Source organism: Murdochiella massiliensis (genome assembly GCF_900059565.1).
In the GTDB taxonomy this organism is placed as follows: domain Bacteria; phylum Bacillota; class Clostridia; order Tissierellales; family Peptoniphilaceae; genus Murdochiella; species Murdochiella massiliensis.
In genome coordinates, this window is sequence record NZ_FIZW01000002.1 from 371902 (window position 1) to 395888 (window position 23987).

Annotated in this window: 21 protein-coding genes and 1 pseudogene; 5 read left to right on the forward strand and 17 right to left on the reverse strand. The window is 51.2% G+C overall.

What is annotated here, in order from left to right:
- Nucleotides 1-39: 39 nt before the first annotated feature.
- The 12 genes from rpoD to BN3910_RS03380 all read right to left on the reverse strand — a co-directional run bounded on the left by rpoD (nucleotide 40) and on the right by BN3910_RS03380 (nucleotide 14029).
- Nucleotides 40-2118, reverse strand: a complete 2079-nt coding sequence (gene rpoD, locus BN3910_RS07965) for an RNA polymerase sigma factor RpoD (protein WP_082790280.1) — start codon at nucleotides 2116-2118, stop codon at nucleotides 40-42.
- Nucleotides 2115-4034 carry a DNA primase gene (dnaG, locus tag BN3910_RS03330; RefSeq protein ID WP_066924302.1) on the reverse strand — a complete coding sequence of 640 codons (1920 nt, stop codon included), beginning with the start codon at nucleotides 4032-4034 and terminating at the stop codon, nucleotides 2115-2117. Before dnaG ends, rpoD begins: the two co-directional genes overlap by 4 nt.
- 85 nt (nucleotides 4035-4119) lie before the next feature.
- Nucleotides 4120-5142: a deoxyguanosinetriphosphate triphosphohydrolase gene (locus BN3910_RS03335; protein WP_066924304.1), complete on the reverse strand. Its 1023-nt coding sequence runs from the start codon at nucleotides 5140-5142 to the stop codon at nucleotides 4120-4122.
- Nucleotides 5143-5258: 116 nt separating this feature from the next.
- Nucleotides 5259-7334 (reverse strand): glycine--tRNA ligase subunit beta, encoded by a 2076-nt coding sequence (glyS, locus tag BN3910_RS03340; RefSeq protein ID WP_066924306.1) that lies wholly within the window; start codon nucleotides 7332-7334, stop codon nucleotides 5259-5261.
- A complete protein-coding gene (glyQ, locus tag BN3910_RS03345; protein WP_066924308.1) occupies nucleotides 7331-8266 on the reverse strand; it encodes a glycine--tRNA ligase subunit alpha in 936 nt (311 codons plus the stop codon). Before glyQ ends, glyS begins: the two co-directional genes overlap by 4 nt.
- Before the next feature lie 65 nt (nucleotides 8267-8331).
- The gene (recO, locus tag BN3910_RS03350; protein WP_066924310.1) at nucleotides 8332-9090 is read right to left on the reverse strand and encodes a DNA repair protein RecO; all 759 of its coding nucleotides are present in this window, start codon (nucleotides 9088-9090) and stop codon (nucleotides 8332-8334) included.
- A gap of 82 nt (nucleotides 9091-9172) precedes the next feature.
- Nucleotides 9173-10525, reverse strand: coding sequence for a GTPase Era (era, locus tag BN3910_RS03355; RefSeq protein ID WP_075967982.1), 1353 nt, complete (start codon nucleotides 10523-10525; stop codon nucleotides 9173-9175).
- The gene (locus tag BN3910_RS03360) at nucleotides 10522-11583 is read right to left on the reverse strand and encodes a PhoH family protein (RefSeq protein WP_066924312.1); all 1062 of its coding nucleotides are present in this window, start codon (nucleotides 11581-11583) and stop codon (nucleotides 10522-10524) included. The genes era and BN3910_RS03360 overlap by 4 nt, the downstream gene beginning before the upstream one ends.
- A gap of 9 nt (nucleotides 11584-11592) precedes the next feature.
- Nucleotides 11593-12168 (reverse strand): hypothetical protein, encoded by a 576-nt coding sequence (locus tag BN3910_RS03365; protein ID WP_148417320.1) that lies wholly within the window; start codon nucleotides 12166-12168, stop codon nucleotides 11593-11595.
- A gap of 8 nt (nucleotides 12169-12176) precedes the next feature.
- Nucleotides 12177-13172 carry a flotillin-like protein FloA gene (gene floA / locus BN3910_RS03370; protein ID WP_066924317.1) on the reverse strand — a complete coding sequence of 332 codons (996 nt, stop codon included), beginning with the start codon at nucleotides 13170-13172 and terminating at the stop codon, nucleotides 12177-12179.
- Nucleotides 13173-13358: 186 nt separating this feature from the next.
- Nucleotides 13359-13538, reverse strand: a complete 180-nt coding sequence (gene rpsU, locus BN3910_RS03375; RefSeq protein WP_066924319.1) for a 30S ribosomal protein S21 — start codon at nucleotides 13536-13538, stop codon at nucleotides 13359-13361.
- A 140-nt stretch (nucleotides 13539-13678) separates the two neighbouring features.
- On the reverse strand, nucleotides 13679-14029 hold the full coding sequence (locus BN3910_RS03380; protein ID WP_066924321.1) for a histidine triad nucleotide-binding protein: 351 nt from the start codon (nucleotides 14027-14029) through the stop codon (nucleotides 13679-13681).
- 293 nt (nucleotides 14030-14322) lie between these two features.
- Here BN3910_RS03380 and BN3910_RS03385 point away from each other — a divergent pair, with 293 nt between their 5' ends.
- The 4 genes from BN3910_RS03385 to BN3910_RS03400 all read left to right on the forward strand — a co-directional run bounded on the left by BN3910_RS03385 (nucleotide 14323) and on the right by BN3910_RS03400 (nucleotide 19370).
- Nucleotides 14323-15957, forward strand: coding sequence for a substrate-binding and vWA domain-containing protein (locus BN3910_RS03385; RefSeq protein ID WP_066924323.1), 1635 nt, complete (start codon nucleotides 14323-14325; stop codon nucleotides 15955-15957).
- Nucleotides 15957-16661 (forward strand): 5-bromo-4-chloroindolyl phosphate hydrolysis family protein, encoded by a 705-nt coding sequence (locus BN3910_RS03390; RefSeq protein WP_066924325.1) that lies wholly within the window; start codon nucleotides 15957-15959, stop codon nucleotides 16659-16661. Before BN3910_RS03385 ends, BN3910_RS03390 begins: the two co-directional genes overlap by 1 nt.
- Nucleotides 16658-17731 carry a type 2 periplasmic-binding domain-containing protein gene (locus tag BN3910_RS03395; protein WP_066924328.1) on the forward strand — a complete coding sequence of 358 codons (1074 nt, stop codon included), beginning with the start codon at nucleotides 16658-16660 and terminating at the stop codon, nucleotides 17729-17731. Before BN3910_RS03390 ends, BN3910_RS03395 begins: the two co-directional genes overlap by 4 nt.
- Nucleotides 17732-17864: 133 nt before the next feature.
- Nucleotides 17865-19370, forward strand: coding sequence for a C69 family dipeptidase (locus BN3910_RS03400; protein ID WP_066924331.1), 1506 nt, complete (start codon nucleotides 17865-17867; stop codon nucleotides 19368-19370).
- 135 nt (nucleotides 19371-19505) lie between these two features.
- On the opposite strand, the gene BN3910_RS03405 is transcribed toward BN3910_RS03400, so the two are convergent.
- Nucleotides 19506-19934, reverse strand: a complete 429-nt coding sequence (locus BN3910_RS03405) for a PaaI family thioesterase (protein ID WP_066924333.1) — start codon at nucleotides 19932-19934, stop codon at nucleotides 19506-19508.
- A gap of 133 nt (nucleotides 19935-20067) precedes the next feature.
- On the opposite strand from BN3910_RS03405, the gene BN3910_RS03410 reads away from it, so the two are divergent.
- Nucleotides 20068-21252, forward strand: a complete 1185-nt coding sequence (locus BN3910_RS03410; RefSeq protein ID WP_066924335.1) for an NAD(P)-dependent malic enzyme — start codon at nucleotides 20068-20070, stop codon at nucleotides 21250-21252.
- Nucleotides 21253-21366: 114 nt separating this feature from the next.
- Here the strand turns inward: BN3910_RS03410 and BN3910_RS03415 are convergent, their stop codons facing one another.
- From BN3910_RS03415 to BN3910_RS03425, 4 genes and pseudogenes are all read right to left on the reverse strand, one after another.
- Nucleotides 21367-22374: an aminomethyltransferase family protein gene (locus tag BN3910_RS03415; RefSeq protein WP_066924337.1), complete on the reverse strand. Its 1008-nt coding sequence runs from the start codon at nucleotides 22372-22374 to the stop codon at nucleotides 21367-21369.
- A gap of 17 nt (nucleotides 22375-22391) precedes the next feature.
- Nucleotides 22392-22883 carry a bifunctional 5,10-methylenetetrahydrofolate dehydrogenase/5,10-methenyltetrahydrofolate cyclohydrolase gene (locus BN3910_RS08000; RefSeq protein WP_262361709.1) on the reverse strand — a complete coding sequence of 164 codons (492 nt, stop codon included), beginning with the start codon at nucleotides 22881-22883 and terminating at the stop codon, nucleotides 22392-22394.
- Nucleotides 22884-22904: 21 nt separating this feature from the next.
- A pseudogene (locus BN3910_RS08005) lies at nucleotides 22905-23219 on the reverse strand (tetrahydrofolate dehydrogenase/cyclohydrolase catalytic domain-containing protein); the annotation flags it as partial.
- Between the two features lie 118 nt (nucleotides 23220-23337).
- Nucleotides 23338-23973: a formate/nitrite transporter family protein gene (locus BN3910_RS03425; RefSeq protein WP_066924341.1), complete on the reverse strand. Its 636-nt coding sequence runs from the start codon at nucleotides 23971-23973 to the stop codon at nucleotides 23338-23340.
- Between the last annotated feature and the right edge of the window lie 14 nt (nucleotides 23974-23987).

Genomic DNA, 23987 nt, shown 5'->3' on the forward strand with positions numbered 1-23987 from the left:
GTTCTGCCGGGCAAAAGCGCTTCTTTCATCTCTTGTTCGTTATTCGAGAAAATCGCGCACCTTTTGGCTTCGCGTCGGATGTTTGAGTTTGCGTATGGCCTTCGCTTCAATTTGACGAATGCGTTCGCGTGTGACGTTGAATTCCTTACCCACTTCTTCCAGTGTGCGCGGTGTACCATCGTTTAAGCCGAAGCGCAACTCCAACACCTTGCGCTCTCTTGTAGAGAGCGTGCTGAGAATATTGGCGAGCTCCTCGCGGAGCATAATGAAGTTTGCGGCCTCATCCGGCGAGATGACCGTGTCGTCTTCAATAAAGTCGCCCAGATGCGAATCTTCTTCTTCGCCGATCGGGGTCTCCAGAGAGACGGGCTCCTGCGCAATCTTGCGAACAATGCGCACTTTCTCCACATCAATGTTCATCTCCGCGGCAATTTCTTCATTGGTCGGATCGCGATTGAGTTCCTGCAACAGCTGGCGTTGTGCACGGGAGAGTTTGTTAATGGTTTCCACCATGTGTACGGGGATACGGATGGTGCGCGCCTGATCGGCAATCGCGCGAGTGATGGCCTGACGAATCCACCAGGTGGCATAGGTGGAGAACTTGAAGCCACGATGGTAGTCGAATTTTTCCACCGCCTTCATCAGACCGAGATTACCTTCCTGAATGAGATCCAAAAAGCTCATGCCGCGCCCGACATAGCGTTTGGCAATGGAAACCACCAGACGAAGGTTCGTCTCCGCCAAGCGCTGTTTCGCCATGGACCCCACGCGGATATCGTGCTTGAGTTGCTTCTCATTTTCCTCGGAGAGCGGCATCCCGACCAAAATACGGCCGGCCGGTTCCGTCTTAATCAAAAGCGCTTCCAACTTCTCACGCTCTGGTGCAAAATCATTTTTATAATGTGCCATGCGCTTATTGATGGCTTGTAACGCTTCAAGCAGAATGGCGTAATTTTCGGCTTCCTTCTCGGTTAAGGCATCCTTGGGCTGGCGCTTTCGCAAGGTCATATTGAGCTTATCGACGATGGTGTTGCGCTCAAAAAGTTCACGCCGAAGTTCGCCCGGAATGGTCTCTTCCGTCGTAAAAGGTTTCATCTGATATGCTTCAGCCAAGTCCAACAGCGTTTCCGACGATTCTTCGGTTTCATTGTTCTTTTTATAGAGTTGGTCGATGGCGTGCAGAATACGCTCTTCGTTCTCCAGCGCAATGGCCTTCCAATTTTTCTGCTTCACCGTCAAATCCTTCGGCGTCAAAACGGAGGCAACCAAAGCCTGCTGAATCTCAACGCAAAACGAAAGTTCACACGCTTCATCGCGAGTCAGGCGCATACGGCTCAAGCGACGGCGAATATAGCGTTCCACGTGTGCGGCAATCTTAACGGCATGATATTCCTCGTCTTCTTCCGTCACCATGACATTTTCCGGGGAAAGAACGATCGCCAATAAACGACGAAACGCACTGTACTCTCTGGCCTGAGCGGTCAAAAAACGCTTTTTCGCATCCTTGGTTGCCATTAAATCCAAAAGCATGGCCGCTTGCGTATTGTTAAGCGACTCTTTTGCAATCTCAATTTCTTCACGCAGAGTCGGCTTTTCTCCACGCAGCACTTTTGCCGCTGTTTCCGCCGACTCCATACGACGGGCAAGAAGCACCTCTTCATCCGCCGTAAGAAGCGAAACACGTCCGATCTCTTTCAAATACATTTTGACCGGATCATCCACCGCGATGTTCTGCAGCATTTCCTGATCGCTTAATTCCGCTTCCGGTTCTTCTTTCGTCTCCTCAAAATTCACACTGAGTTCGGAGAGAGCATCTAAATCGCTTAACGAGGATTCTTCCTCCTCATCATCAAGGAGTTCACCCTCATCTTCATCTTCTTCAATCCCCTCCGTGCGAACCGTTTCCGCCATGGTAATGCCGTCATCGGCCAAAATCTGTAAGATATCACGGCGATCTTCATCGCTTAGCTGTTCCACATGCTCCAGATTTTCCCAATCGTCCCGGTGAAAGCGGTCATGCTGAGCGGAAGCGATTTTGCGCAACTCTTCCACGATATCCTGCTTTATCTCTTCGATGTCCAGACTGTCGTCCTTCGGTCGATCTTTTCGATCCGTCATCTAAGCCCTCCCCCAGGCGCACGCAGGCGTTGTTCAATCTCCTGCAGTTCTTTTAACAATGCACTTTGCGACACGGTATTTTCCGCCTGCTGCGGATGATGCATAGCGTAAAGAAGCTGTGCCTTGCGCTCTCGCAGGCGAAAACGTGCAATCCGTTCTCTCAGCTCCTCGGCCATAGCAACCGTTACCGGTAAATTCTCACGGTCGAGCGATTCGGCAATCTCTCTTGCTTCGTCGGTTAAATCCGACTCCGTTAGCCAATCCTGTTGCGGAGAAATACCCACCTTACGCAGATGACGCACGGTCATGAGCAATTGCTTCAATCCCGGATTTTCAATAAAATCCTGCTCTGCCGATAAGACGTCATCGCATTGACGATCACCACGAATAAGCCGCACCATCTCCCGTTCAAGACGAAAACGTTCCTGTGCCATGCTTCTGTCGGAATACATACCCAAACTGTCGCTTCTGCTCTCATGCTCTGTCGCATATTCCGCATCGCTGCTCATCGGTTGCTCATCTTCATCATCTGCGTAGTAATACGACGGGCGGTCCGGCGCATCCCAATTATCCACCGTAAAAACGTGCCCTCTTTCGCCCTCGTGCCGTTCTCTTTCCCTTTGCTTCGCCAGGAGTTCTTCCCTACGCTTTTCCGCGTCATGCTGGACGCTGTCCACATTCACCTCGGCAAGATCCGCTACTTGCTGGGCCATGACGTCCCGAAGTGTTTGTTTTTCGATCCCGGCTAAAAAATCCACGGCACGAGGAAGAAAATCCATACGTCCGGCGGTTTCGGTCAGATCATAGCCGGCCGTAAGCAGCTTCAATTCAAAATCAAGCGGATCCAGAGAAAGGGAAAGGTAATGTTGAAAGGCCTCCGCACCTTCCGTGCGCACCACGTCATCGGGATCCTTCCCTTCCGGAAGGACGACCAGCTTGGGCGAAACGTCGGCATGTTGAAATACATCAATAGCACGGCGCGCCGCACGAATGCCGGCGGAGTCACCATCATAGCAAAGATAGACTTTATCTGCATAGCGTTTGACCAATTTTGCCTGCTCTTCTGTAAGCGAAGTGCCGAGCGAGGCCACTGCATTGGGTACGCCGTGAAACGATAAGGCGGCCACATCCATATAGCCTTCCACCACGATCACTTCACGCGAATTCGGTTTTTTACGTACTTGCTGTAGATGATAGAGGTGTTCGCCTTTATGAAAAATTTCCGAATCCGGCGAATTCAGGTATTTCGGTTTGCCATCACCGATCGCTCGTCCTCCAAAGCCGATAATCTTGTCTTTCGTCGACACAATCGGAAACATTAGACGATCGCGAAACTTGTCGTAATATCCGGTACCGCGATTGGATCGCGCGATGAGCCCAAGTGCCAACAAATCCTCTTCGCGATACCCTTTCTCGGTTAAATGGCGTAAAAGCGTATTGCCTCTCGGCTCCGCATAGCCGAGAAAAAAGTCATTGATAATTTGCGCTTTAAATCCGCGTCGCGCCAAATAGCTGAGCGCCGCATCACTGGTCAGCAAATTCTTATAAAAAAAGCGTGCCGCATCTTCGTTTATGCGATAGTACAAATCACGCATCATGCGCTTACGCGAGTCTTCCGGACGATCCGCTTCCACGGGAATGTGATAGCGCTCGGCCAGAGCTAAAACGGCTTCCTGAAACTCGAGGTGCTCCATTTTCATCAAAAAGGTAATCCCGTCACCGGATTCACCGCAACCGAAACACTTGTACGTTCCGCGTTCCGGACGGATAAAAAAAGAAGGCGTTTTTTCCTGATGGAACGGACAACATGCCTTCTTCTGTTTGCCGGCCGGTTTCAGGGTCACATAGCTTGCGACAAGCTCTTCGATGTCGATCGCATCGCGCACCTGCTGAATGGTTTGATCGGAAATGCGCATACCCCTCCCCCTCGCCGATATCGGTTTCTTTTTTCTACTGTCTCTCTGTCCGCTTTCCAACCGCATTCCTTGCGTGTGCCAGCAACTACAGAATCGACCACGCCTTGGGAATAAACAGATTGCGGTAAGTGCGAATGAGAAAATCATCCGTCATGCCCGCGATGTAATCGATGGCCTGTCGACGAATATTTCCTTCGTCCTCGGTGTGCACATAGAGACCGCGATGGTCCTGCGGCATAACGTCCGGATTGGCCACCAGATACTCCAGAAGGTCCGTCATGATGTGTTCCAGTTTCGCGTTCTCGCCCTTCACCATTTCATTCGTATAGACTTCCCGGAACATGAAGGTACGCAAATTCTTGGAAGCCTCATAAACCGACGGTTCCATGATAATGTCCGGCTGATCCAGACTCGCTTCGATTATGGCACTCACCATGGTGCTGATTCGTCCCGAATGCGTATCCCCCAAAACGGCAATACTCTCTTTCGGCAAGTCGGCCATCGTCAGTACCCCGGCGCGTAACGAGTCGTCAATATCGTGATTGACATAAGCGATGCGATCGGCAAATTTCAGCAGTCGGCCTTCCAGTGTTGCTGCCTGTTGCTCGCCGCTGTGATGTTCAATTCCGTCCAGCACTTCCCAGGTCAAATTCAAACCCGGAACGGCATGATCGCGTCGATTTTCCAATAAACGCAAAACGCGCACCGATTGCTTTGCATGATGAAAGCCGGGATCCAGCATCTGTAAAATCTTCTCGCCCGCATGCCCGAACGGCGTGTGGCCGACATCGTGCCCCATGGCCATGGCTTCAATCAAGTCTTCATTCAGGCGAAGCGCACGTGCCATCGTACGCGCAATCTGACTGACCTCTAAGGTGTGCGTCAGGCGTGTACGGTAATGATCGCCTTCCGGCGCAATGAACACCTGAGTTTTGTGTTTAAGACGGCGAAAGCACTTGGAATGCAATATGCGATCGCGATCACGCTGATACGCCGTACGAATGGGATCTTCCTCTTCCTCCCGCTCTCTTCCTCGTGTGGCGTTCACGTGTGCTGCATAGGGAGAAAGCCACTCGTTTTCCCATTTTTCCGTCTGTTCACGCAGCATGGCCTCCTCCTTTCTCTACGAAAAAGCATGCTATTTTGTTCCGTAGGTATGGCGACACCGCTTTGCCTTACAAGCGGCGATTTTCCGCAATTACGCTTCCGGATTACGCTTCCCGATTACGCTTCACGCACAATGCGATGCGGAATCAATATCTCCCGAATCAGGGCGTTTACTTGGGCGAGCATGCCCAGACGCGATGTCTTAAGAGCCTCATCGTCGACCAGAATCATTGTGTGGTCAAGATATTCGTGAATGATAGGCATCCAGTCGCGAAGAAGGGCCAAAGCCTCTTCGTAATGATCTTTATGCAATTCCTCACGAATCGTTTCCGCACGGGAAAGCGAGGCCAACATGTCCTGATCTTCCGCTTGTAAACGATCAACATCCACCGCGGTCGACTCGGCATGCTCCGCCATGCTTTCGATGCGAACAAAGCCCGTAATGAGCTCGTTATCCGTATCCTGCTCCGTTAACGCCTGTACGGCCGCCGCCTTTTGCATTAAACGTAAATAATCGTCATCCTCGATGGCGAGAACCGCGTCCGCCACATCATAGCGAATACCTTGTTCCTGCATTCTGGTGCGCAAACGTCCGCGGAAAAAGTCACTCACGCGGGACAGTACATCGTCATAATCGAAAACCAGTCCCTTCTGTTCCACGTACAGCAGAAGCGCGTCACGAAGGACTTCCTTTAACGGCAGGTGCAACGAATGCTTCTGCACAATGTCCAATATGCCGATCACCGCACGACGCAAACCGAATGGATCCTGTGAGCCGGTGACATTGATGTCTATCGCAAAGAGTCCGGCCAGCGTATCCAGTTTATCGGCAAGCGAAAGCACCATGCCTGCTGTGGTCTGCGGAAGAGCACCGCCCGACTGACGCGGCAGATAATGTTCTTCAATCGCCTGCGCAACCGCCAGCACCTCGCCATCTTCCGTGGCGTAGATACGCCCCATTGTTCCCTGAAGTTCCGTAAATTCCACCACCATTTTGGTGACTAAGTCCGCTTTACACAGATGCGCTGCACGTGCAATGTTTTGCTGGATGGACGGCCCGCAAACCAGAAGTTTTGCAAGCGAAACGCCGAGCGATTCCAGGCGTTCGGTTTTCTCGCGCATGGTGCCCAGCTGTTCATGGAATACCAGTTCATCCAATTTCGGAACGAGTTCCTCCAGTGGATGTGCCTGATCCTGGTGATAGAAGAATTTAGCGTCTTCCAGACGTGGAATGAGCACCTTTCGATTTCCTTCGATGACATTTTGCAGGCCTTTGTCGTTTCCGTTTCGCACGGAGAGAAAATAGGGCAAAAGGTGATTATCGTCATCCACGACCGGAAAATAGCGCTGGTGATCCATCATCGGCGTGATAATCACTTCCGGTGGAAGCGTCAGATACTCACGCGGTACGTCGCCCAAAAATACCGTCGGATATTCCACGATATTGACGACTTCTTCCAGCAATTCTTCGTTGTGCATGGGCACGCCGCCCTTTTCCCGGGCAAGGCGATTCAGGCCGCGCAGAATGACATCTCGACGCTTGTTTTCGTCGATGAGCACATAATTTTCTTCCAATTGCGCTTCATAGGAATGCACATCACGAATGACAAAATTCTTTTCTCCTAGAAAGCGATGGCCGTTTGTACGGTTGCCCACGGGAATGCCTTCCAGATCGATGGGCAGCACCTGATCTTCCAGGATCGATACGATCCAGCGAATAGGGCGAAGGAAGCGTAAGTTTTTGCCTCCCCAACGCATGGCACGGGGATTGGAAATTTTTCGTATTGCCTCCGCAATAATTCCCGGCAAAGTTTTTTCTATGGACACGGCTTCCTTCTTCAGCCGGGCAAAGACATACTCACTTTTTCCGTTGTCTTCAATAAACGTATCTTCAAGCGACACGCCCTTGGCGCGCAAAAAGCCCAGCAACGCTTTTGTCGGTTGTCCCTCGCCGTCAAAGGCCGCCTGTTTGGACGGACCGCGCACGACTTCCTCGCCTGCACCTTCCTGTGCGTTGATCTCTTCCAGCCAGAGAGCAAAACGACGGGGAGTAGCCTGTACGCGTGCATTTGAAACAGAAAGTCCGGCGTCAGCCAAGCCGTCTAAAACGTTCTGCTTGAGCTGTTGTTTCGTGGAAGCCATATAACGGGAAGGAAATTCCTCCACGCCTAATTCCAATAGATACGTAGTCATGCCCGCTTCTCCTCTTCCTCTTTTGCTTGCTTTAAGGGGCGTTTCGGATTTTCGTTCTTCGCCTCGGCAGGCAAAAGCGGAAAACCCATCTCTTCGCGTTTTTCCAGGTAACATTTTGCGACATCGCGCGCCAGATCACGCACGCGCGCAATGTAGTGGCTGCGTTCCGAAACGGCGATGGCACCGCGTGCATCCAAAAGATTGAACGTATGGGAGCACTTGAGCGCATAATCATAGGCCGGGAAAACCAGTTTTTCTTCGATCTGTCGTTCAGCTTCTTTTTCGTACAGATCAAAAAGCGTATGCAACATCGCGACATCCGCCGTTTCAAACGAATATTTTGAATTTTCGTATTCCTGCTGATGGAAAATATCGCCGTAACGCAACTGCTCATTCCATTGCAGGTCGAAGACATTGTCTACGCCCTGAATATACATCGCGATGCGTTCCAGTCCCATCGTAATTTCGCCCGCCTCGGGATTGAGCGTCACGCCGCCCACCTGCTGAAAATAGGTGAACTGTGTGATTTCCATGCCGTCAAGCCAGACTTCCCAGCCTACGCCCCAGGCGCCGAGGGTCGGCGATTCCCAGTTGTCTTCAACAAAGCGGATATCGTGTTCCAGCGGATCAATGCCGATGGTTTTCAAGCTATCCAAATAAAGGTCCTGAATATTGTCCGGAGAAGGCTTGAGAATGATTTGCAGCTGATGATGCTGATACAGGCGATTCGGATTTTCGCCGTAACGCCCGTCCGCCGGGCGACGCGACGGTTCCACATAGACGACCTTCCACGGTTCGGGGCCGAGCGCACGCAAAAACGTGTTCGGGTTCATCGTTCCGGCACCTTTTTCCGTATCATACGGTTCCAAAACGGTACATCCCTGTTTAGACCAGTAGGCCGTAAGGGTTGATAACATTTCCTGTAGATTCATTCAACCTCCTTCGCTCCCCATGCGAGCGGGCAGCGTTCTTTTTGACCGTCGCCTGTCGTTCTTCTTTACAGAAGACGGAGCTCTTTCATCATCGATAAGGTGCCCAACGTGTGGCGGCCGGTATGCGTTACATAATAACGAAAACAGACCCCGGCCAAACGCCGGGCATCCACAGACGAATCGTCACGTGCGTTCATTATAGCACGAAGCGGAAGGCGGAGATAACGGACGATCGCGGCATATTCCTCAGCTGAAAGAGCCTCCGCCCCTACGGAAGGCGCATGAGCCGAACAGGCCATTCCTCCCGCTTCGGCATCAAAAAAGACGTCGTGGCCATCGATCGGTTCTCCACCGTAAACACAGGTGGATACACGTGGTCGAAAGCCGGAAAAGCTGCACAGTTTGAGCAAAAAGGCCCCGATGCCGTGAGAAAGTTGTGCCGGATCTCCTTCTTCAACGGCACGAAGAAAAGCCTGGAAAAGCAAAAACAAATCCCGTTCTTCACCGTCCATCAGTACGCCAAGGAGAGCTTCCGTGCCGAAGCGTGCAGTCGTCAGCTGTTTCAGTGAACGGCGAAGTCCGAGATGCGCATCGGTAATGCTGCCTTCCTTCAAGTAGTTCGTGGTGCGTCCGAAAACCAGATGAAACTGACCTTCCACATACGGAGCGGAAAGATTTAAAAAACGGCTTTTGTTTCTCTTTGCGCCGCGGACAAGAACGGAGATTCTTCCGCGTTCCAGGGTGAAAAGATCGATCATACGCGAAGAATCGCGCACGTCGTAGGCCTGCAAAACAATGCCTTGTAAACTTTTCTCCTCTTGCATAGGTTCCTCCGCGCCGCAGGCCGACTATCGATACGCCGGCCGTTCTTCCTTAAACTGCGGTTTTCACCACGTTGTATTGGACTCAATCAAAGCCCAGACGATTCACTTTCTGTTTGTTTTTTCGCCAGTTTTTATCCACCTTCACCCAGAGCTTCAAGTTGACCGGGCAATCCAAGAGCGCTTCAATGTCTTTTCGCGCCTCACGACCGATGCGGCCGAGTTTGGTTCCGCCTTTGCCGATAACCATGCCTTTATGAGAAGGTTTCTCACAGTAAATCGTAGCGAAAATATCGTATAATTCACGATCCGGTCTCTTTTTCATGGCATCCATGCCGACGTGAATGCCGTGCGGAATTTCTTCCTGCATATGGTACAAACACTTTTCACGTATAATTTCGGTAATGATAAAACGTTCAGAGCGATCCGTAACCATATCGTCCGGAAAATACTGTGGTCCTTCGGGTAGAAGGCGATAGATCAGGTCAAGCAGTTCATCCATATTTTCCTGCTCTTTGGCGGAAATCGGCAAAACAGCGCGAAAAAGATCCAGTTCCTCGTAGCGACGCTTTTCCGCCTCTACCGTTTCCGCCGGAGAAAGATCCGTTTTATTGAGCAATAACACTAAAGGAATGGTGTCAAGTGTTTTTAGACGATCCAGGATTTGGCGATCCAATGGCCCGATACGCGAAGAAACGTCGGTGACAAAAAGGCAGAGATCCACCCCGTCAAGCGCCTCGCGCGAGAGTCTGAGCATCGTTTCTCCTAAGGCATTCTTCGGAATCTGCACCCCCGGCGTATCGAGAAAAATGGCCTGCATGCGTTCATCGGTAAAAATGAACTGCAGTTTATGTCGGGTGGTTTGCGGCTTATTCGAGATAATGGAGAGCTTCTCCCCCAGCAGGCGATTGATCAGCGTGGATTTTCCGACATTCGGACGCCCGATCACCGCAACATAACCGGAATGAAACGGTTGAGAAAAGCCGAGTGTTCGCATAATTCGTTTCTCTTCATGACGCATCCGACGTTTATCGTCTTCCTCTTCGTGATCATAGCCTAACAAATGCAACAGCGAGTGTACGGCCAGATAGATGGTTTCCCGTTCTTCGCTGTGACCGAATTCTTCCGCCTGCGCTCGAACCCGTTCCATATTGATGACAATATCGCCTAAAACATCGAGTTTTCCTTCCTCGCGGAGTATGGGAATTTGTTCCGCTTCATATACAGGAAAGCTCAGCACATCCGTTTCGCTATCTTTACCGCGATACTGCGCATTCAGTTCGCGAATTTCTTCCCCGGTCACAAACGAAAGCGAGATTTCAACGTCATCCTGCACGTGTTGGGTCTGTAAAGCAACCTGCAGCGCATTTTCAAGCGCCTTTGCCTTAGTATCGTCCCAAGCAAGCGCGGGATCGCGATTATCCACGAGCAGATTCATGCTTTTTTCCTCTTCCCATCCGTTTTCTCAGCAGACGCTTCCTTGCGGTTGTACCGACTGGTCCCGGGATCGGACGATGCGTGCGATTTTCCGTTTTCCTGTGTGTTTTCGTAGCGTTCGAACGCTTCAATGACGCGTTGTACCAGCGGATGGCGCACAACGTCGGCATGATGAAATGTACAGAAGGCCACACCATCCACGTGTTGAAGAATGTGCTGAATGGTTTTTAATCCGGACGTTTTTCCCTGGGGAAGATCCACCTGGGTGACATCACCGGTAATAACGGCCTGAGAGCCGTAGCCCATGCGCGTTAAAAACATCTTCATCTGGGCACTGGTGGTATTCTGTGCTTCGTCAAGAATGATAAAGGAATTGTCCAGTGTACGGCCGCGCATATAGGCAAGGGGCGCCACCTCAATCTGGCCTCGCTCCTTGAGTTTCAGATACGCATCCGCACCCAGAATTTCATACAGGGAATCGTAGAGCGGGCGCAGATAGGGATCGATCTTTTCCTGTAAATCGCCAGGCAAAAAGCCCAAACTTTCCCCGGCTTCCACAGCCGGTCGCGTGAGAATGATGCGCTGAACATCATTGTTTTTGAATGCCTTGACCGCCATGGCCACCGCTAGGTATGTTTTTCCTGTACCCGCGGGACCGATGCCGAACGTAAAGCCGTTATGGGCAATCGCGTCGACGTATTGCTTCTGTCCAATCGTTTTTGCGCGTATGGGCTTTCCCTGTGCGGTAGTGGTGATGATGTCGGTAAGCAGCTTTTCCACCGGCACATCCTCATGTTCCTTCTGCATCTGCAAAAGATAGGCAAGCTCTTCGGAAGAAATGTAGCCCTGTCGGGCGATAACGGCAAACATCTGTTCCATGACGGCCTGAGCAGCTTCCATTTCATATTCTTCGCCACTGAGCTGCAAAGCGTTATCGGTCAGCTTCATCTTGATGGCGAATGTATTTTCTATCGCCTTCGCGTGCGCATTCAGCTCACCGAAAAGAGCCGCCCAGTCCTTTGAAGAATGCTCATTGTTCGTCCAAAGCAATTTTTTCATGCGTCCGTATTACTCCCCTCTTTGGCGGTGCAAACGCCTCATCATCCTTTCGTGTCGTGCTTTTCGCCGCTCAGCCGGTGTGCTGAGCAGTTCTTTTGCCACAACGGCCTGCGTCAGCCATGCCCTTCTCTCCGTTCCGTTCGGTGTCGACAGCTCCCGAGCAAGACGTGGAAGCGGCGGCGAACAAGGCACTTCTTCCGTTCTTTTCGATACCGCGTTCTGTTTTCGTTTGTCTTTATCTTCCGCCACTGGTTCTTCGGGTGGCCCTTCCATAGAAATGACCGGCGGTACGACACCTTCCCCTTCCATGGAAATCACCGGTGGCACAATGCCATCCCCTTCCATGGAAATCACTGGTGGCACAATGCCTTCCCCTTCCATGGAAATTACCGGCGGAACGATGCGTTCCCCTTCCATCGAAATCACCGGCGGAACGATGCGTTCGCCTTCCTGCAAAGATCGCGATTTCTTTGAAGAATCACGGGAAACTTTTGAAGATGCTGTGGGCGTCTTTTTGATGGCGTGGCTGTTCCAAAACTCGTCGAAAAGATCCAGCAAAAAATCTCCTTGCTTCATTCCGTTCATGATCAGCCTCAGGCATTCTGTGTGGGATCCGCTCCCGGCTTCTGCTCTTCACCGGCGAGGGATTGGCGCATACGCGTGTCGGAAATCATATTCTGCATTTCATAGTAATCCATGACACCCATGCGGCCTTCACTAAGGGCTTTTGCCAGTGCTTCCGGCACAAGGGCTTCCGCCTCAACGACCTTGGCGCGTTGACGGCGAATCTCCGCAAGGTTCTCCTGCTCGGAAGCGACCGCCTGTGCGCGGCGTTCCTCGGCTTTCGCTTGAGAAATGCGCTTGTCAGCCTCGGCCTGTTCCATCTGCAATTTCGCTCCGACATTGCGGCCAATGTCGACGTCGGCGATGTCAATCGAAAGAATCTCAAAGGCCGTACCGGAATCGAGCCCTTTGTTCAACACCGTCTGCGAAATCAAATCCGGATTTTCCAGCACAGCGGAATGCGTCTGTGAGGAGCCTACCGTCGTAACGATACCTTCGCCAACACGCGCAATAATGGTCGCTTCGCCGGCACCGCCGACTAAGCGCTGAATATTCGCACGCACGGTAACTTTGGCCTTTACCTGTACTTCGATGCCGTTCTTGGCTACGGCAGCGATTTCCGGCGTTTCAATCACTTTGGGGTTGACCGAAACCTGCACGGCTTCCAATACGTTTCGTCCGGCCAAATCAATGGCCGTGGCTTCTTTAAAACTCAAATCAATGTTGGCACGCTGAGCCGCAATGAGTGCATCCACGACAAGGTTCACATTTCCGCCGGCCAGATAGTGCGCCTCCAGCTCGTTCAACTGCAGGGAGAGACCGGCCTTTGTGGCCTTAATTAACGGGTTGACGATGTGCGATGGGGTTACGCGGCGCAGACGCATACCAACGAGGTCGCTGATTTTTACCGGCACCCCGGAAAAACGCGCTGTAATCCATAATCCCACCGGCACAAATACAAAGAAAATGCTCAGCAGAAAAATAGCAATGAGAAGAACCGGTATTGCAACAAAATTGTCACCCATGGTCAATGTCCTTTCCAGATTATTCTGATGTCTTACTCGTACCCGTTTCCGACAATTATCTTCGTTTCGCAGCTGGGAACAAAGCCAATCAGCACAAAGCGGAGAATGGCAAAACCATAAGGCAGAGAAAAAGGTACGGTATAAAAAGGAAAAGATGGCATCCTTCAGATGCCACCTTTACAAGACTTACCGTTTACGATTTTTACGACGAGCCGCTTCCGACTTCTTTTTGCGCTTGATGGACGGCTTTTCGTAATGTTCACGCTTGCGATACTCGGCTAAAGTGCCTGCGCGAGCGATGGAACGTTTAAACCGCTTCAGAGCACTTTCAATGGATTCATTGTCTCCGACGCGAATCTCCGGCATTTTTTCACCCCCCTCGGGTTAAATTCGTAACTTGAATTATAAGCGATGAGCATAAGAAAAGTCAACCGCGATTTTCCGCCGTCGGAAGCGGACGAAAAAAGGAATGGTTAAACGCCGACCATTCCCTCCGCCGACGATCATCACGCATCAAAGCCCGGAAAGCGGATGGGTTTTCCCGCCAGAACATGAAAGTGGAGATGATCAACACTCTGTCCCCCGTCTTTTCCGCAATTGCTGATCACGCGATAACCGCTTTCCGCAAAGCCGTCGCGTTTCGCAACGTAGGCAATCGCCTCAAAAATACGGCTGACAATGGATGCATCTTCCCCGTCGGCAAAAGCATTGGCCGAGGCGATGTGCTTTTTCGGCACAAAGAGAAGATGAACCGGCGCCATGGGCGAAATATCACGAAATACAGCAACATCCTCATTTTCATACACCAGTTCCGTCGGTATTTCTCCGTTGGAAATTTTACAAAACAGACAATCCATGATCGCTCCTTTCGTTTCAGGCTGGCCTAACCCGGTTTTCCCTGCCTTTTTCTTCCGGACATTCTTACCCTATTCCTTTTTCACTTTGTCTATCACCGTCATTGCTTCTTCTAACTCCATTATAACGTCATTGCTTTGTCTAACTCCATTATAACGAAAAGCTCACGGGAACTTAACATAGCACACCCCTACAATGGCTATTTTCCGCCATTTATTCGTTATAATGAAAGCAACCCCTTGCTTTTTCTACGTTGAAACATCTTCCGTATTTACTTGAAGCGAAAGGAAAACTCATGAAAAAATCGTCCTGGTTGGTTCTTCTTTTGGCCTTTCTTTTGGTACTTACTTCCTGCGATGCGCTTATCCCTCCTGACGAATTATCCCCCACGGGAAATAAAAGCAGGGCCGATTTCACCACGAATTCGGGATCCGGTGACCCTCTGAAAATTGTCGCCGGTTCCGAAATGAAGGTGTTGGAACCGATTATTGAAGAATATACGAAAAAGAGCGGCAAGCGCATCCAGATGGATTACCTCGGCTCGCTGGATATCATGCGCCTGATTGAGCAAGAAGAAAACCCGTACGATGCCGTTTGGCCGGCTTCGCTTCTATGGCTGAACATGGGAGATACCCGCCACACGCTGAAGCACATGGAAACCATTGCCGTCACTCCCGTTATTTTTGGCATTCGCCAGTCACTGGCAAAAGAGCTTGGCTTTGCCGGACGAAATGATGTTACCATGACCGAAATTGAACAGAGCATCACTAGCGGAAAACTAAAATTCGCTATGACTTCCGCAACGCAATCCAATTCCGGGGCAAGCGCGTATCTGGCCTTTTTAACCGCTCTTTCCCGTACTCCGCAAGATGGCATCACAAAAGAGGATCTGGAGGATCCCGTGTTGCAGGAGCGCATTACCGCTTTTCTCAGTGGTGTCAATCGTTCTTCAGGCTCATCCAACTGGCTTGTCGATTTGTTTTTGCAGGGCGGTTATGACGCCATGGTCAATTATGAGCAACTGATCATCCAAACCAATCAGGAGTTAGAACGCCGTGGTCAGGAAACGCTGACGGCGGTCTACCCCGTGGACGGGATCTCCCTTTCCGACTCTCCCCTTGCCTATGTGGATAAAGGTGATGCTGAGAAAGAAAAGGACTTTCTCGCTTTCCAAGCCTATCTACTGAGTGACGAAGGGCAGCAGCAGATCGAACGCACCGGAAAGCGCAATGCTTTTGGAAAAATCAGCCCGGCCAATCTTTCTATTTTCAAAAAGGAATGGGGCATTCAAGCGGATCGTCTTCTTTCGCCCATCCGTCTACCTCAAAACGCGGTCATTACACAAGCACTGGAACTCTATCAGTCCAGCTTCAAAAAACCGGCCTACACCGTCTATGTGCTGGACTATTCCGGAAGCATGAGTGGAACAGGATATAACGCCATGATGTACGCACTGAGCGAAATTTTGGTGCCGGAAAATGCGAAGAAAAACCTGTTGCAGGGAACGAGTAAGGATCGAACCGTACTCCTTCCGTTTTCTTCAGAGGTCTATCAACCGAAAGAGGTCACCGGAAAGGATCCCAGCGAGCTGTACACCTATGCTCGGAGTTTTTCGCCAAGAGGAGCCACTTCTCTCTATGAAGCGGTGGAGTATGCCTTGAACTACCTGGATGAGCGCCGCAGTGAGCTCGATAACTACATTCCCGCCATCGTGGTCATGTCGGACGGCATGGCCAATGGATCCATGACCGCTGCAGCTTTAGACGCCTCCTATGAAAAGCGGGGCCTCGACATTCCCATTTTCTCCATCCTGTTCGGCGATGCCAGTGAAGAGGAGATGAATGGCCTTGCGGAGATGTCCAAAGCACGGGTGTTTGACGGACGCGAAGACCTGATCCAATCCTTCCGTACGGTAAAGGGGTACAACTGATGGCGTTGTGGGATCGCATAAAACAGTTTCTTTCTGCAGAAAAGCAAAAACGCCGACGGGAAGAGGAGGAAGCATCGACCGGAGCCGTGCCAAAAGGGGGCACGGGAAAAGTTGTCTTTTCCGGTCTTGTCGGCTCCTTTCTTTTCCTGATCCTGTTATTTGTCTTGCATTGGCCTTTTCCAATTGCTCTTGTTCCGGGAATCGGCATTACCGTCGCTCTTCAATTTCTGACAAAGTCGGTAGAGCGCATAGGAACCACGCCGATTGATCGTCTGGAACATGGTGAAGATGCGCTCGCTCTCTATCGCGAAGCGCGTAAAACCATGGATGAAATGCGACAGTGGCAATATCGCATCACCGACGGAAAACTCTTTAAACAAGCGGATGAACTGGTTCGTGTGGGTGCGGACATTTTTTATTATCTCACCCGCCATCCTGAAAAGATTTTGCCTTCCCGTCAATTTTTAACCTACTATTTGGAAACCGCAAACCGCATTTTTCAAAACTATGTGGAAATGCAAAACGCACATCTTTCCGAGGATAAGTTCATCGCGATTCGAGAGCAAACGGCAGCATCGGTTGACTATCTGCATACCATCTTCGTCAGTCAACGTGATGGCTACCATCGCGATGCCATGCAAAATCTGGCGGAAGAATCGGAGTTATTGGAAAAAACCATCACGATGGGAGGAGGACGAAAATGAATCGCAATAAATGGATCGGCGTCGGCATAGTCGGTATTGTTGCCGTCTTTGCGGCGATTTACCTTTTCTTCGTTGCGAATCGGCCGAAAGAAGTAGCGATCAACGGCCTTTTAGGCGGTGAAAAAATTGGACTGTTCCAAAGTCAGGAGTTTCTGGACATGATGAAAAAGAGCCATCTTACGGTGGATTATCGCAAAGCCGGCTCCATCGCTATGGTCACCGAAACCGCACAAAATCAAAATGCACAACAGTACGACTATCTGTTTCCGGCCAGCAAAATGGCAGCTGAAATATATAAAGAACAAGGGGGAACATCCGTTGCAAGTGACATCGTATTCAACACCCCGCTGGTACTTTATTCGCGCAGAATGGTCGTCGATGCCCTGCAGAAAAAAGGCATTGTGACCACAAGTGACGGTATCTACTACGTTAATATGAAAAAGCTGGCCTTGCTCATTGCCGACGGCACTTCTTGGGAAAGCCTTGGTCTTCCACAACTTTACGGCAACGTATTGGTGGATACCACCGACCCTAACGCCTCTAATTCCGGCAATATGTTTTTAGGTCTTTTGGCCAACAGCCTGAATGACGGCAAAGTGGTTACACCGGACACACTCGATCAGGTAAGGGAGCCCATTCGTCGAATTTACCAGGAGATCGGGCATATGCAGTCCTCTTCGGCCGATATGTTTAATCAATTTCTCAAGCAGGGCGTCGGCGCCTACCCCATCGTCGCCGGGTACGAAAATCAGATTCTTGAGCTGACGCGCATGGAGCCGGATCTATTCCGTCAAGTGCGCGATGATCTGGTGCTTCTATACCCGACGCCGACGGTTTGGTCGGATCACGTGTATATCGCCCTGACGGAGAACGGCAAATTGGGGTTGGATGCTCTGCTTTCGAAAGAAGTACAAGCCATGGCATGGAAAAATCACGGCTTTCGCACCATTGTCGCCGGAACCGCGGATCCGTCGCTTTTCTCGGTGCAAGGCGTACCCAAGGACATTACCGGCGTGATGCCCATGCCCTCCTATGACGTCATGCAGGCGCTCATGCAGGAAATTCGTTAATCTGGGCTTCCTTCTTCCTTTGCCAACGGAAACAGAAGACGGCTATAATGAGATCGGTTATCCGGTCTCTTTTTTTGTCCGATAACCCTACGGAAATATAGAACAGGAAGAACCTAAACAGAAAGGAAAACAAATGGCTTGTACCACCATTTTAGTCGGAAAAAAAGCCAGTTATGACGGCTCTACACTGGTTGCACGCAACGAAGATTGCGGAAGTATCGGGTTTACGGAAAAGCGTCTGGATGTCGTTCTGCCGGAACAGCAGCCGAAGGTATACAAATCCGTCATTTCCCATGTGGAAATTCCTCTGCCTGAAAATCCGCTGCGTTATACGGCGATGCCGGATGCCCGTTTACGGGACGGCCAGTGGGCGGCAGCGGGCGTAAATGCCTTGAACGTTTCCATGTCGGCAACGGAAACCCTCACGACCAATCCTCGCGTGCAGGGTGCGGATCCCATGGTGGAGCGCATTCCGGCAAAAGGAAAAGAAGGCGATCCCAATTACGTTGCAGAAGTGCCGGGCGGCATCGGCGAAGAAGATTTCGTTACGCTCATTCTCCCCTATATTCGCAGTGCGCGTGAAGGGGTTTTGCGCCTCGGCGAATTGCTCGAAACCTATGGAACCTACGAAAACAACGGCATCGCCTTCCAGGATGTGAACGATATCTGGTGGCTGGAAACCATCGGCGGGCATCATTGGATGGCGCGCCGCGTGCCGGAGGACAGCTATGTCGTCATGCCGAATCAGTTAGGACTGGATACGTTCGATTTTGCAGATGCCTACGGCGAACAGAAGGACTTTCTTTGCTCGGCGGATCTCAAGGCATTTACCGAAAAGCATCATCTGAATCTTTCCTACGGAGACGCCTTTAATCCGCGCGATGCCTATGGCAGTCATTCGGATGCCGACCATGTCTATAACACACCGCGTGCATGGATTGTTCAGCGCTTCTTCAATCCCACTGAGACAAAATGGGACGGTCCGGATGCGGACTACACCCCCATGGCGAATAACATTCCCTGGTGCCGTGTGCCGGAGCGCAAAATCACCGTGGAAGACGTCAAGGAAGTCCTCTCCAATCATTATCAGGGCACGCCGTATGATCCGTATGCGAAAAAAGGTGATCCGTCGAATCGCGGTCTCTTCCGCCCCATCGGCATCAATCGCAATGCGCATCTGGCCTGTGTGCAGATTCGCCCCGATCTTCCGGAATCCTGCCGCGTCGTGGAATGGGTTGCGTTCGCAAGCAACGTCTTCAATGCCTTCTGTCCGCTTTACGTGAACGTCAATCGTATCCCGACCTATCTGACCTTCACGCCAGAAAATGTTTCAACGGAGAGCTTCTATTGGGCGAGCCGCCTCATCGGCGCGCTGGCGGATCCGCATTTTTCAGAAAACATCGCGCACATCGAGCATTATCAGGAAAACGTCGCCTGGCGCGGGCATCAGCTGCTCATTCATTGGGATGAAAAAATCGTCAAAGAAAAACATGATTATTCCTCCGCGACGGCTTTGCTGGAAGAAGCGAATGAAGAACTCGTGAAAATGCTGCGCGAAGAAACCGATAAGGCGCTGGCCAATGTGCTGAATGAGACCAGTCGTTTGATGAAAAACGCATTTGCGCGTGCAGATCGGTAATCGTCGTTTCGTCGCTTTACTTTATCCGAATGAAGAAAAAAGGAGCTGAACGGGAACTGGTCCCGTGCAGCTCCTTTTTTGACCAAATGCTTTCGAGATCGTGAAATATCTTCTCGATCCACTTCGGCTTCGGTATTATTCCTCGATCATCTTGCGACCCGAGCGCAAAAAGGTTGCCGTTGCACGACCGATGAGCCGTTCCTCCACATAGAGCATGGCTTCGGTCACTACGACTTTTCGTCCCGCTTTGATGATTGTCGCCCGACAAAGTACCGTATCACCGGAGTGAACCGCGCCTAAAAAATGATAATTCATATCCACCGTCGCGACCGCATCATTAAACGACACCAGCGCCGTCGCCATCGCGGCGTCTGCCATGGTCATGAGCACACCGCCCTGCACCACGCCCTGCGGATTTTGATGTTTTTCTTCCGAGGTCACCAATCTCGTTGTTGCTGTACCTTCATCAGCATCAATAATCTCAATACCGGCTTCGATCATAAACCGATTGGTTGTGCGGCGAAGATCGACCAGTCGGTCAAATAATTCACGTGAAATCTCCATTTTTCCTCCTTTTCTTACGCTTTTATCATACCCTTTTCTCGTCAAAATGCGTTTGGCAACCCACGAAAAATGCGCTACTCTATTAGTGAAGAGAAAGGGCGGTCGCGTTCGACCGGAGCAATGGAGGTTGTCCATGAAAGATGTATTTGCACGTTCTTTGGCATTGCATGCCGAATTAAAAGGAAAAATGAGCACAGAATTAAAGGCGCCCCTGGAGAATCAGGATGATCTTTCCCTGATGTATTCGCCGGGTGTTGCACAGCCCTGTCGCGAAATCGCCGCAAATCCCAAATCCGTATATAACTATACTTGGAAGGGCAATACGGTGGCGGTGGTAACAAACGGTACGGCCATCCTCGGTTTAGGCGATCTCGGTCCGGAAGCCGCTTTGCCGGTCATGGAGGGCAAATGTGCTCTGTTTAAGCGCTTTGGCGGCGTCAACGCCGTTCCGGTGCTCATTGATTCCAAAGATCCGGAGGAAATCATCCGCATTGTCAAAGCCATTTCCCCGACCTACGGCGGCATCAACCTGGAGGACATCAAAGCGCCGGAATGCATTACCATTGAACAGAGACTGATTGAAGAATGCAATATTCCCATCTTCCATGATGATCAACATGGCACCGCCATCGTAACCACGGCAGCCATCATCAATGCCCTGAAGCTGGTCGGAAAGAAAGCGGAAGACTGCAACGTGGTCATTTCCGGTGTCGGCGCGGCAGGCTCGTCCATCATCCGCATGCTCAAACGCATCGGCATCGCAAACTTCTATGGCTACAACAGCAAAGGCATTCTGAACCGCAAGCATGCGGATACGTATACCAATCCGCTCTATCGGGAATTAGCGCAGATCACCAATAATGATGCGGAAGACCTCACCATTGCGGAAGCGATGAAAAAGGCGGACATCTTCATCGGTGTCAGCGTTCCGAACAAAATCGACAAGGACATGGTTCGCTCCATGCGCCGCGATCCGATCGTGTTGGCGATGGCCAATCCTGACCCGGAAATCACGTACGAGGATGCGCGCGAAGCCGGTGCACGTGTAGTGGGCACGGGACGCAGCGATTATCCCAACCAGGTTAACAATGTGCTCGCTTTCCCGGGACTCTTCAAGGGCGCATTACAGGCTCATGCGACGCAAATCAATGAAGAAATGAAGCTGGCGGCCGCCTACGCCCTGGCTAATCTTGTTCCGGAAGAAAAGCTGTCGGAAGAATACGTCATTCCGGCTCCCTTTGAAGCGGGTGTAGCCGACGCTGTGGCCGAAGAGGTCGCCGCCGTCGCGGTAAAGATGGGCGTTGTGCGAGCCGAATAAGCCTTCCGCATATTCCTTCCGGAGAGTAAAACGCCGGCTAAACTTTTTTTGACACGAAAAGGCCGGGACACTCCTTTTTGGATGTCCCGGCCTTTTTATAGGATATTCTTCGTCTTACGCTTTAATCCGTTCATCGTCCGCGTCATAGAATACGCGCGGCACAAGCGTCGTCTTCACGCCTGCTACGGTAACCGTGTCGCCTTCTTTCACATCCGCGAGATTCACCAAGGCATAGCCGATACCGCCGTCCAAGGTCAGACTCTCCGTGAACATCGTCACCTTGCCGACGCTCTTCCCCTCGGCAAGCACTTCTGCGCCGGGAGCAAGAGATAGCTCGGCATTTTCCGTACGGAAGCCGAGAAGCGCGCGTTTGGCTCCTTCTTTCTTGACCTTGTCCAATGCCTCTTTGCCGATGAAGTCCTTGCTCCAATCGACGGTCCAATCAAAGCCGACTTCCAACGGATTGGTGCCTTCCAAATCGCTCATCAGCACATAGCCTTTTTCACGCGGAAGGCTGGTGAGAATGGCATCCGTTGTCATGCGAGTGACCTCGACGCCGCATTTCTTTCCGGCTTCTTCCAGTGCTTTCATCGTCGCATCCACGGTATTCGGCGCAAGATAAAGCTCATAGCCTAATTCTCCGGTAAATCCGCTGCGTGCCACGAAAATCTTTTGTGTGCCGAGCGTATTGGGAACGATGTGGAAACGCTTAATGCCGTCCACCGCCTCGCCCAGAAGGGTATTGAGAACTTGTCGTACTTTCGGTCCCTGCACGGCGATCATGGACGTTTCCTTCGTGCGATCGCGATAGGCAACGTCTTCGTCTTGTTTCACCTGATCAAAATGTGCGATCATCTTGTCGATATAGAGGGTCGAAATCCAATAGCATTCCTCCTCCATGCGGAAAATGATAACGTCATCGCGAATGATTCCGTCTTCATCCAACATAGTGGTGTATTTTGCCTGACCGACTTTAGCACGCGAGAAGCCGTTGACAAAAACCTTGTCTAAGAACGCACCTGCATCCTTTCCGGTCACTTCCAACAATTGATGCGTAAAATCATAAATTCCTACCGCCTTGCGAACCGCATCATGTTCCCTGCATTTCAATTCCTGTGCCATGCGTCCTTCCTTTCTGTTCAGTTTTTTATTCCGTTGGCCTTCGCGCAGGCATCCACAACGTGTTTGGCAAGCACGGTGGTGGTGATACCGCCGATGCCGCCCGGCGTCGGTGTAGCCGCCTTCACGATCGGCGCAACTGCTTCCCAGTCGACATCGCCGCAGAGTTTTCCGTCTTTACGGCTGGTACCGACGTCGATCACAATCTGTCCTTCGGACACATAAGAGGCATCCACCAATCCAGCCACACCGGTGGCGGAAATAACAATATCCGCTTCTCTGCTGATGGCGGGAACGTCTTTTGAATAGACATTAGTCATGGTGACGGTGGCAAAACGATCCGCCAGAAGCATTGCCAAAGGTCTTCCGACCACCAACCCACTACCGATGAGGACTACATTGGCCCCTTTAAGAGGAATCTTGTAGTAATCCAGAAGCGCCATGACTGCACTTGGCGCACAATAGGTATAGCCCTCCGCATTGCCGGCAAGAACATGCCCCAAGTTAATCAATGTAGCACCGTCAACATCTTTTTCCGGTGCAATGGCCGCCTTTACCCGATCCGCATTCATCCCCGGAGGCAGCGGCTGCATGAGCAGAATACCGTGAATTCCCCGGTCGGCGGAAAGCTGATTAATGGTTTGAATCAGTTCCTCTTCGCTTACCTCTTCCGCCATGGTCACCGAGCAAACCGCAATGGAAAGGGCATTCATCTTTTTCCGAATGCCTTTTTCGTAGCTCAGGTCTCCCGGCTTCGCACCGACACGAACAACGGCCAAGGTCGGAAGAATGTGCTTTTCTTCCAGTTGGTGGCAAATCGCACAAATCTCATCTTCTATCGATGCATTGACTTCTTTTGCCCATAACGTTTTCGTAGCCGCCTCCCTTCTTTACGCCGGCGCCTTTTCGATTATTGCTTGCCGACAAACCGTTCGCCGGTTCTATTTCGTTCCTATGGAGTAACATTTACTTTTTCTTTCCTTCTTCCGCCCACCGGCGCAGCGTCGGAAGAAAGGCCCCGCCGACAACATTGCCGGCCGTAATCACAAGAATCGCCGCAATTCCCTGCGCATTCCAGCCGTTGCCCATCCAGAAGTAAAACATATCGGCAATAGAGTGCTCATAGCCGGAAAGAATGAATACAACCACGCCGAAAAACAGGGCTAAATAGCGACCGAGATCATAGCGACTCTTGTTGTAGCCTTCCACCGCGATATAAATGAGCAGATTACAGAGACAGCCCAGAACAAAGAGACTTCCGAGCGAATCACCGATTTTGGTGGAGACCATTGTCGCGGCACGCTCCGTCATGGCCGGAGCCAGACGCGTCGTCCGCAAAAGCAGGCTGACAAGGCCGGTACCAAGGAGGTTGCCCACCCAAATAACCGGTAGACGCTGTACTGCCGCCTTATCGCTTTGTAGAATGTAGCAGGCTTTTCCGGTAAAGAGGAAGAAGCCGAATTCCACAATGGTGAATAAGCCGACGGTAAAGAAGAGCGCTCCGACCAGAGGATTCTTTTGCGCTAAAAAGACCGCTCCGCCGATACCGATCATCACGCCGGCGGCAATGCTTTTTAGCATCGTTTCCTTAAACGTAATCATGTCTTTCCCAGCCT